The organism is Ignavibacteriales bacterium (genome assembly GCA_016709765.1).
Taxonomy (GTDB): domain Bacteria; phylum Bacteroidota; class Ignavibacteria; order Ignavibacteriales; family Ignavibacteriaceae; genus IGN3.
The window spans coordinates 1,362,703-1,372,994 of the sequence record JADJMD010000013.1 but is presented as its reverse complement, the minus strand read 5'-3'; the positions used below and the strand labels follow the sequence as shown (position 1 = coordinate 1,372,994).

Below are 10,292 nucleotides of genomic sequence, written 5' to 3'. Positions count from 1 at the left end.
AAAATTATAACTAATTTTTTAAGCTATGCAAAACCCATTGAATTGAATCGAAATCAAGTAGATTTGAGATCTTTCTTTGAGATGATATCTTTCTTTTATTTTCAAGAACAGGCGAAACAAAAGAGATAAAGTTCATCTTACAAAAGACGAATTACAAAATTGTAAATTTGATGCAGATTTAATTAAACAAGCATTAATGAATATCTTACAAAATGCGTTTGATGCTGTAAATAAAGGAGGGGTTACATTATAATATTACCAAGCTAAAAACGATTTTTTTATTCTGATTACGGACAATGGAATTGGTTTACAACGAGCAACAGGAAAATTTTCAATTTATATTATACATCAAAAAAGATGGGAATGGTTTGGGATTAAGTATTTCACAAAAATAATTTCACAGCTTAACGGGTTAATTTCTCTCAAGCGAAGTAAATAAAGGAACAACTTATAAAATTAATATAACCATACAATGAAAGATTACACGATATTAATGGTAGATGTATGAAGATGCCCGAAGTATTTTAAAAGGCTATCTTGAAAAAGGTTACAAAAATTTTCGGCATCATCAGGCACAAGAAGGAATTAAAGCGGTACAAAGCAATTTAATTGATATTATTTTATCTGATTTAAGATGCCGGATAAAACAGGGCTTAAAGTTCTTGAAGAAGTAAAAGAAAATAAATCCTGAAATAAGCTTTGTAATCTAACCGATGCACACAATTGAAAACGCAGTTAGGGCTATGCGCCTCGGTGCATTTGATTACATTCGAAACCGGTTGACCTGGATGAGCTTGATTTAATGATTGAAAGAATTATTGGAACACAAAAATCTAAAATCAGAAATCAATTATTAAAACCAGTTAAAGCAAATTTAAAATTGATTCTTTCGTTTCCCACTCTCCAAAAATGGAAGAAGTATTAAGCCTAGCTTCTCGCGCTGCTGATAGCAAAGCAGCAATACTTATCAATGGGAAAGCGGAACGGGAAAAGTTCTTGCGAAATCAATTCATTATGTAAGCCCCAGAAAAGAAAATCCGTTTATTGCTGTTAACATTCCAGCTTTGCCGGAAACACTTCTTGAAAGTGAATTGTTTGGACACGAGAAAGGTGCATTTACTGGAGCTGAAAAGCTAAGAAAGGTAGATTTGAACTTGCCAACTCGGGTACAATATTTTAGATGAAATTGGTGACATTCCATTAATCTTCAAGTAAAATTATGCGTGTTTTGAGGAACATCAAATCGAAGATTAGGCTCTACAGAAAGTGTTGATATCGATGTAAGAATCATTGCAGCTACTCATCAAAACTTGGAAGACAAAATTAAAGATGGAAGTTTTAGAGAAGATTTATTTTACAGATTGAATATTGTTTCGCTTAACATTCCTCCTTTACGTGAGCGCAGAGAAGATATACTTCCGCTTATAGAATATTTTATTAATAAGTATACAAAAGAAATGGCAGGCAGAAATTAAGCATATCCAAAGAAGCCGTTGATTTACTAATTAAATTTAATTTTCCCGGCAATGTACGGGAATTAGAAAATATTATTGAGCGTGCTGTTGTACTTTGCAGAACTGAAATAATTACAGTTAGTGATTTGCCAAATGTAGTGAGTGGTTTTAAAGCTGAAAAGAAATCTTAACTAAAGCAGATGCAACGCTAACAGAACAAGTGGAAGAACTTGAAAGAAATTGATTTTTGATGCACTTAGCAAGGCTAACGGTAATCAATCACAAGCTGGCAGAATGCTTGGATTAACAGAACGAAACTTGCGTTATAAAATGCAGAAATATGAGATTAAAAAGTTTGATTGATTTGAAAAAACATCAGCATGAGCGGAAATGAAGGATGACATAAATAGTAAATGTCACACTTCCGCTTCGGCTCAGTGTGACACTAAAAATCAAAGTCTAATGAAGCGGAAATCATTTGGTTGGAATATTTGTAGTAATAATCATTTGAATTGTTTTAAAATAATTCCATCTAGCCGAAATCGATAAACCCTTTGCAACTGAACTCAAATCAAAAACAATTCCTGCGCCAAATCCAAACTGATTATCTTCACGCATTACGTTTAGCTCTTCCCCGCTTCTATTAACGGCTGGTAGCGAAGAATAATTTCTTATTAGATATCTTGCATCAAGACTTAATTCGATGTTTTCATTAAAGTAATGTTTAAAATCAATCCGGTTTCAATTCCATCATATGCATAAATATCATTAAATATCTCTTCTTCGTAATAAACAAGTGAATCACTAATTAAATAACGACTTCCATCGGAAAGATTTTTTCTATATTCGATATAACCATTAATACCTGTTAAATCACTTAACGATTGTCCAATGTTTGCTTTCAGTTTTAACTGAGCCGCCTCGTTTAGGTAGCCTTCAAAATCATATTTTTCAGAATATTGTTTGATTAAATATTCTGCATTTAATGTAAGTGACGTTTGAGTTTCAAAGTTTGAAATCCAGTTTACAAAAACCGGTGCTCATTGTGAGAGAACAATGTAAAGTTTTTATAAGTGTTTATGTTAAAAAATATAACCGGGTAAGATATAATCAGACTCGCTAATTGAATGACGATAATTTACATAAGCCGAAATTTGGTTGAAATCATAAACTTTAAATTCATCTTTGTTATTTCTAAAAAGAATAATTTATTCCTGCGTTTAATGGATTATCATCCACAGAAAATAAATGTGTTTCTACTAATCCGATGCGATGTGTGTTAAATGATTTTGATGTTGTTGCTTGGAAATAATTTAATCCGCCTTCATAATAAATTTGAACGTTGTTTAAATCTGATTCGAAGTTATACGCGGAACCAAAGGCAAAACTGTTTATATAATCAGAAACTTTTTCACTTGTATTAAAAATATTATCATCATATATGCCCTGATAATAAGTGTACAAGTTAAACTGAGCTTGTGCAGTTTGTAAAAATAGAATTGCTAAAATTGTTGCAGTACCAAAAGATTTTTCATAATTCAATTTCTATGCAAATTAATTTCCCCAGTTGGGACTATTTCCATTTTGATTTCCGCCGCTGCCCTTACCGCCCGGACCTTGTTTACCTGCGCCCATTCGTTTTCTCATTTTATTAAAACTCATTCCGCTTTGTCTTGTATCGCAAATTCCATCTCCATCTTTATCTATGAACACATCTTTTCTTTTGCGATTTTCTTTTACATCAGTTTGAGCTTTTTCTTTTGAGCCAATTTGATTTTGAGCTTTGTTCATTTCTTGATTTTGAGTTTGAACTTTTTCGCGTTCCTGATTTTTTTGCTTTGTCTGCGTTGAATCAGAAACTGTCTGGCTGTAAATCAAACCAGCTGAAAGTAATACGATTGTTATTATTGTTTTCATATATATACCTCTAAAGATTTTGTACAATATAAATGCCACTTAAATTATTGCTATGAGGCAACAGAATTCAAATAAAATGATTATTGCCTTCGACCAAGATGGTTAAGTACGACTAAATGGGCGAAAATTATATATTTTTACATCGTAATTTAATCACATTTATCAAAGGAGACTTATGAAATCTGTATTATTAATTCTTATTGGTCAAAGAAAACAAGCTGCAGTGCAAGTTCAAAAAGTTTTAACCGGTTGGGGATGCATAGTTAAAACAAGATTGGGTATTCACGACGGTGTTATGGAAAATTGCAGTGATCAAGGATTACTTATTCTTGAACTTGCGGGCGAAAAAAAAAATGGATGAGTTAGCAAGAAAAGTTTCTTTAATAAAAGGAGTTTCCTTTAAGCTTGTTGATTTGAAAGTTGTAAAGGAAAAGAAAAGAAAGTTTCTGCTAAAAAGAAATAAAATAATTTTCATTTTCTCATCCAGTGCAAAAAGTTTCGAGGTCGATTGCAGAACTCAAATAAGTCATTTCGAAAGAGTCCTCTGCCATAAGCATCCCTTTGGGAGCCTGAGAAATCTGACTTTTTAATCTACAGATTTCACCTATCGGTCGAAATGACTAATCTGGGGGCAACTATAAATCAAAAATAATGGAATGTTAAGATTTGAAAGGCAAAGTAATTTTCACGCAGGTTCCGGGATATTTATTTGTAGATAGATGCGATGGACTTTGAACATCTATTGTTCCTATGTCTTTCTACAATTTGTTTAACGACAGATAGACCCAATCCAGAACCCTCAACTCCGATGTGTTTTATATTGCTGGCTCTAAAAAATCAGTAAATATCTTGTCAAGTTCTTCTTTAGGAATTCCCATACCGTCATCACAAACTTTTATCACTAAATCATTTTTATCTTTTTCAATAGTTATCTCAACCAGGCCATCCATATTATTATACTTAATTGCATTACTAATTATGTTTGATAACGCAATCTGAATCAAGAATGGATCCCCTTCAATTGGATGTTTTTCTTTCCAGTTATTGATTAAAGAAAGCTTTACACCTTTAGCTTCAGCATTAACCTTTGCAACTTTAATTGCTCTTGCAAGTATTGAGGCAATATCTACTTCTTCTTTAATAAATGAATCTTCAAGTCTAAGTTTAGAAATTTTTAATACGTTGTTAATCAGTTCAATTGCTTCATCAGACCTTTTACGCGCACGGATAAGTTTTTCTTCTACAACTTCATCTAAAGGTCCAAGAAACTTCTGAAGTATTAAATCAAGATAGGAATGTACTGCAGCAAGTGGAGTTTAATTTCGTGTACAATACCGGAAATATATTTTTGTTTTTCTTTTTCTGCAGCGTTTATTTTATCAATTGACTCAAGTAACTGCTGTTCACGAATGTAAAGTTGGTTAGCCATTTTATTTGCAATTAAAACAATCATAAAAACCAAAAAGGCAAAGCTTACATTAATTGCCAGTACATAATTAAATTGTTGGTGGAGTGAGAAAGGAAGAAACCCGATGATATGGTAATGCGGTATTATTGAGTAATACTCACCAACTGTAATTCCCCAGAATGCAAGCACTATAAAAACGGAAAAGTATAAATAACAAACCCAGGTAAAATTAAACTGCCAACAATCATCTTGAATGACAAAAAACAGAAGCAGCGGTGATTCAACACTTCCTGTAAAATAAACCACAAGCATTAGAGATGTCAAATCGGCAATCATTTGCAGCAAAGATAGATGAAGTGGATTAAATTTATCTGCATCATGTTCCAATAATCTCCTCATGATATGAAAAAGAATATTGTAAACAAAAATTGAAAAAGTAATTATTAATAGGGCTGTTTGCTGATCATCAGAAAGCGAAATGCCTAAAAAGTATTTTGGGAAAATTATAAAGAAGAGAAGCATTACAACTGCGGCATAACGAAGTTTTATAAACCAAAGATTTCTATTCCGTATTGTTAACCAAAATTCTTCGTAATGCTTTGCCCAAGCTGGAATTAGATCAAACATTTTTACTTCTGTTAAAAAAATAAAACCAGGCAGAACTTAATATATATTTTTCTGCCCGGTTTAAATATACAATTTTAAGCTATATACTTACCTCTCTTCACATAGCTGGTGTGAAGAAGTTTGTGAAAATATGCCCGCAAGGTCCGTCAGTTAAAAACTCATTATAAATATCAGTTACATGTTTGTTTTCATAAGATTTTCTTAATGGTAAAGAATTATCTTCATCATAAATAGCTTTTGCTCGCATCTTTCTTATTTCTTCATTTGTTGGAATTGGCTGACCGCCTCCGCCAAGACAACCGCCTGGACAAGCCATAAACTCTATGAAATGACATTCGCTGAATTTACCGCCGGCTTTTATATCATCCATAATTTTTTTGGCGTTTGCAGTTCCGTGTGCAACAGCAACTTTTAGAGTGGCACCTTTTAACCACTTCCAATCGGGTACAAGATGTGCTAACAATTTTGGAACTGGACCAACTTCTGTTATCGGAAGTTCAGCATATTTTATTCCTTCAAATCCGCGTAATGGAATTATATCTGCGTTTGCAAAAACATCTTCGACTTTCTTTCCCGTTACTAACTCAATTACTGTTCTTAAAGCTGCTTCCATAACTCCGCCGGTTGCACCAAAAATTAATCCAGCACCGGAAGCATCACCAAACGGATCATCAAAATGCGACTTTGGCATTTCTGGTAAGTAGATTCCAGCCTCTTTTATCATCTGACCAAGTTCACGGGTTGTTAATCCGAAATCCACATCCTTATAACCCGAATCATCCATTTCAGGTCTGTTGCATTCAAACTTTTTAGCTGAACATGGCATAACTGCAACTGATACTATATCTTTTGGATCTATGCCTTTTTTTTGAGCATAAAAAGTTTTAATGAGCGCACCAAACATTTGCTGCGGTGATTTTGCTGAACTTAAATTATCAATATACTCAGGATAAAAATGCTCAAGATATTTTACCCAGCCTGGTGAACAAGAAGTAAACTGCGGAACTGCAACTTGTTCTTTCTTAACCAAAGCTTTATAAAGTCTTAAAATTAATTCTGTTCCTTCTTCTATAATGGTAAGATCTGCTGTAAAGTTTGTATCGAATACAACATCAAAACCGATTCTACGTAATGCTGTATTCATTTCACCGGTAAATGATTTACCCGGTTCTAATCCAAACACTTCGCCAATTGCCGCGCGTGGTGATGGTGCGGTTTGAATTACAACATGTTTTGTAGGGTCATCAATTGCATTCCAGATTACATCAGAAGGATCATTAGCTTTTAATGCGCCGGTTGGGCAGCGATTAATACATTGTCCGCAATTAATGCAAACAACATCAGCTAAAGGTTTTTCTAAAAATGTTCCTATATGAGTTTTATCGCCACGACCAATTGCTTCTAGAACTCCGACTTCCTGAAGATCGATACAAGTTCTAACACATCTTCTGCAGTTTATACATTTATTCATATCGCGTATGACTGAGTATGATGAAAGATCAACTTCAAATAAGGGTTCTGTAACATGTCCAAAAGTGTAAGAATCAACACCGTATTCTTTTGCAAGTGTTTGAAGTTCGCAATTATTATTTCTTACACAAGAATAACATTCACCATAATGTTCACTTAGCAGTAAATCAATTATATGTCTTCTTGCTTTGCGCACCATTGTACTTGATGTTTTAATTTTTATTGAAGCTGTAATTGGAAATGAACAAGCTGTCTGAAGTGTTCTCATTCCTTCAACTTCAACAACACAAACACGACAAGTACCTGCGATGCAAAGATCAGGATGATGACAAAGTGTCGGAACGTGAATTTGATTCTCTTTACATGCTTCAAGAATTGTTTGTCCAAAAAATACTTGCACTTTCTTTTCATTTATCTCAATAGTTACCTTACTTCCAATTCCATCTTCAATGGTTGGTTTTTCAACAGTTAAAGCTTGTTGAGCCATTGGTGTTCTTGATTTTTCTTTCATCACTTACCTGCCTTTCCGTTAAATCTATTATTCCCTTTTGTGTGAAAGATTTCATCTTTGAAATTTTCCAAAATGGAAATAAATGCGTTAGGACTTGATTGACCCAATCCGCATTTTGATGCAACTTGCATTGATTTGCCAAGTTCTTTAAGTGTATTAATATATTTGAAAGTAAACTTTCCACTTTCAATCATTTCAATTCCTTCAAGTAATTTTACATTACCGATTCTGCATGGTGTGCATTGCCCGCAGGATTCTTCAACAAAAAACTCCATAAAGTTTCTTAATACATGAAGCATGTCTCTTGATTCATTAAAAATTATTACCGAGCCGCCGGTTGAAATATCTTCATAACCAAACTTGCGATCGAATTGCGATTTTTGAATACAGATTCCGGATGCGCCGCCAATTTGAACAGCTTTGGCATTTCTTGCACCAACCAATTCAAGTAATTCATTTACGGCAATTCCCCATGGTAGTTCATAAACACCTGGGTTTTCACAATCACCAGAAACAGAAAACAATTTTGAACCGGTTGATTTATCTGTACCATATTTTTTAAACCAAGCCCCGCCTTTTGTAATGATGTGAGGAACTGCAGCAAGTGTTTCAACATTATTTACGGAAGTTGGATAACCCATATAACCTGTGTTAACAGGGAATGGTGGACGATTACGCGGTTCGCCTCTGTAGCCTTCAAGTGATTCTATTAATGCAGTTTCTTCACCGCATACATAAGCACCTGAACCTAATCGTATTGAAATATCATATGAAAAATCTGTTCCAAGAATTCCTTCACCGAGCAGATTATCTTCTCTCATATTGGATAAATAATTTTCCAACTGCTCAAGCATGTATTCATACTCTGCACGTAAATAAACGATACCAACTTTTGCCCCGACAGTGTAACCGCCGATTACCATACCTTCAAAAACAAGTTCAGGATATTCCATTAAAAGAACTCTATCTTTAAATGTTCCAGGCTCGCCTTCATCAGCGTTGCAAACAATAAATTTTTGTCAGCTTTTGCTGCAGCCGTTAACATCCATTTTGTAGATGTAGGAAATCCAGCGCCGCCTCTACCTTTTAAACCAGAATCTTTTAACTCAAAAAGAATGTCTTCTCTTTTCTGTTTTAAAGCTTTTTTTATTCCTTCTCCTCTTTTATAAGGAGAAAAAAGAACCGGACCTGTACGTTCCGTTTTTATATTATTTATTTTTGTTTCAATTTTCATTTATCATCCCTACTTTATTTCGTTAAGAATGTTAACTGCATTTTCAGGATCGAGTTTTGTGTAAACACGATCGTTAACTATCATTGCTGGTCCTTGATCACACATTCCAACGCAGTTAGTAAATTCTAAAGTTATGCGGTTATCTTTTGTTGTTTCGCCAAACTTAATTCCTAGCTCCCTTTCAATAGTTACTTTGTCCACAAGAGTTTCGGGTGAAATTGGCTTTTCAACAAACTCATCAACAGGAACCATTTCGCTTGCGCCAAATTCCATTCCTAAAGATTTTGAAACTGATGTGTACATTATAATTGGTGTGTCCACATTCATTTTGCGGAACTTTTGAGCGAGAAAAAATCCATCATCGGGTTCATTCATCATTACATCAAGAATGATTAAATCTGGATTTTGATCCATAACGATTTTATATCCATCATCTGGATTGGAAGCGGTGATAACGTCGTAACCTTTTGAAGTTAATACCAAACTGCTGGCATCAACAATATCCGGATCGTCGTCTATTATTGCTATTTTGGCCATTGTTTATCCCCTAAAGATAAATTTATGGAATATTTAGTTAATTAAGAGTTTTCAAGTATTCATCAATTAACATGTTAAGTGCCATATTACTTTACACCGAATAATTATTTTAATTCAATTAGTGCGAGGGTTAAACATTTTTTTGTTTGATTTTTCTTAATCATAAGAAGTTTCACTTCTCAAATAAGATATGCTGTTTATTAGCTTTTGCTAATTGCGAAAAGATGATAAATGGGAAGAGAGTTAAAAGCGAATAATTAAGAATTAAAAACTTTAGCTGATTAGAAATTATTTTTAAATAGCTATTTTGATATTATAAAAAGGAGCAATAAAAAATATGAAATCAAATAACAACTTTTACAATTCAGCTTCAGTTTATTACGATAAGATGATTGACTTTGATTCTGCATTACAGAAACGCAAAATACTCTTATCAAATTTTATTGATGATAAAATAAAATCAGTTGCAGATGTTGGATGCGGAACTGGAGTTGATTCCATTTCACTTTCTCAGCTAGGATTAAATGTTACAGCTTTCGATCCATCATCAGAAATGATTAACACTGCACGAACCAATTCTGAAAAACATAATTGTAAAATTGATTTCCATATCTTTGGTGCGAATGAAATTCCAAAAACATTTTATAATAAGTTTGATATAGTTGTTTCACTTGGAAATACTCTAGCCAACATTCCTTTTGGTCTGATTGAAAAATCAGTTGCAAAGTTATTTAAGCTATTAAAGAAAGATGGAAAAGTTCTTATTCAAATTCTTAATTACGAAAAGATTCTTAAAGAAAAAGAGCGTATAGTTAACATCACAAAAAAGGATGATGAATACTTCATTCGCTTTTATGATTTTTGCAATAAAGATTTAACGTTTAACATTTTAAAATTTAAAGCTGATCAAACTACGCAGAAAGAACTAATATCAACAAAAATCTTCCCCTATACAACAAAAGGATTAAAACAAGTTTTTAAAGAAGCCGGATTTAAGAATATAGAACTATTTGGTGGTTTGGATAAAAAAGTTTTTGATGCAAAAATCTCAAATGATTTAATTTTATTTGCACAAAAATAAAAAGGCACGATTGCCCGTGCCTTAATTTTACATTCTACATTATAAATTCTACA

Annotated in this window: 8 protein-coding genes and 6 pseudogenes; 6 read left to right on the top strand and 8 right to left on the bottom strand. The window is 33.2% G+C overall.

Annotated elements, in window-relative coordinates; genetic code table 11:
• Positions 1–974: 974 nt before the first annotated feature.
• The 3 pseudogenes from IPJ23_15650 to IPJ23_15640 all read left to right on the top strand — a co-directional run bounded on the left by IPJ23_15650 (position 975) and on the right by IPJ23_15640 (position 1,817).
• Positions 975–1,184, top strand: a pseudogene (locus IPJ23_15650) (sigma 54-interacting transcriptional regulator).
• A gap of 60 nt (positions 1,185–1,244) precedes the next feature.
• Positions 1,245–1,475: pseudogene (locus IPJ23_15645) on the top strand (sigma 54-interacting transcriptional regulator).
• A 219-nt stretch (positions 1,476–1,694) separates the two neighbouring features.
• Positions 1,695–1,817, top strand: a pseudogene (locus tag IPJ23_15640) (hypothetical protein).
• 111 nt (positions 1,818–1,928) lie between these two features.
• Here the strand turns inward: IPJ23_15640 and IPJ23_15635 are convergent.
• From IPJ23_15635 to IPJ23_15625, 3 genes are all read right to left on the bottom strand, one after another.
• Positions 1,929–2,072 (bottom strand): hypothetical protein, encoded by a 144-nt coding sequence (locus tag IPJ23_15635; protein MBK7632105.1) that lies wholly within the window; start codon positions 2,070–2,072, stop codon positions 1,929–1,931.
• A gap of 576 nt (positions 2,073–2,648) precedes the next feature.
• Complete coding sequence (locus IPJ23_15630) at positions 2,649–2,996, bottom strand: hypothetical protein (protein ID MBK7632104.1); 348 nt, start codon at positions 2,994–2,996, stop codon at positions 2,649–2,651.
• Positions 2,997–3,008: 12 nt separating this feature from the next.
• Positions 3,009–3,371 carry a hypothetical protein gene (locus tag IPJ23_15625; GenBank protein MBK7632103.1) on the bottom strand — a complete coding sequence of 121 codons (363 nt, stop codon included), beginning with the start codon at positions 3,369–3,371 and terminating at the stop codon, positions 3,009–3,011.
• Between the two features lie 175 nt (positions 3,372–3,546).
• Here IPJ23_15625 and IPJ23_15620 point away from each other — a divergent pair.
• Positions 3,547–3,787: pseudogene (locus IPJ23_15620) on the top strand (hypothetical protein).
• 399 nt (positions 3,788–4,186) lie between these two features.
• Here the strand turns inward: IPJ23_15620 and IPJ23_15615 are convergent.
• Entirely contained in the window at positions 4,187–4,375 is a 189-nt protein-coding gene (locus tag IPJ23_15615; protein MBK7632102.1) for a sensor histidine kinase, read from the bottom strand.
• A 40-nt stretch (positions 4,376–4,415) separates the two neighbouring features.
• Between IPJ23_15615 and IPJ23_15610 the strand changes: the two genes are divergently transcribed.
• The gene (locus IPJ23_15610; GenBank protein ID MBK7632101.1) at positions 4,416–4,646 is read left to right on the top strand and encodes a hypothetical protein; all 231 of its coding nucleotides are present in this window, start codon (positions 4,416–4,418) and stop codon (positions 4,644–4,646) included.
• 4 nt (positions 4,647–4,650) lie between these two features.
• Here the strand turns inward: IPJ23_15610 and IPJ23_15605 are convergent, their stop codons facing one another.
• From IPJ23_15605 to IPJ23_15590, 4 genes and pseudogenes are all read right to left on the bottom strand, one after another.
• Positions 4,651–5,406: a hypothetical protein gene (locus IPJ23_15605; GenBank protein MBK7632100.1), complete on the bottom strand. Its 756-nt coding sequence runs from the start codon at positions 5,404–5,406 to the stop codon at positions 4,651–4,653.
• Positions 5,407–5,480: 74 nt separating this feature from the next.
• Positions 5,481–7,387, bottom strand: a pseudogene (locus tag IPJ23_15600) (iron hydrogenase small subunit).
• Positions 7,387–8,621 (bottom strand): annotated as a pseudogene (locus tag IPJ23_15595) (iron hydrogenase). Before IPJ23_15595 ends, IPJ23_15600 begins: the two co-directional pseudogenes overlap by 1 nt.
• 9 nt (positions 8,622–8,630) lie before the next feature.
• Positions 8,631–9,158, bottom strand: coding sequence for a response regulator (locus IPJ23_15590; protein MBK7632099.1), 528 nt, complete (start codon positions 9,156–9,158; stop codon positions 8,631–8,633).
• Positions 9,159–9,495: 337 nt separating this feature from the next.
• On the opposite strand from IPJ23_15590, the gene IPJ23_15585 reads away from it, so the two are divergent.
• Entirely contained in the window at positions 9,496–10,239 is a 744-nt protein-coding gene (locus tag IPJ23_15585; protein ID MBK7632098.1) for a class I SAM-dependent methyltransferase, read from the top strand.
• The last annotated feature ends 53 nt before the right edge of the window (positions 10,240–10,292 follow it).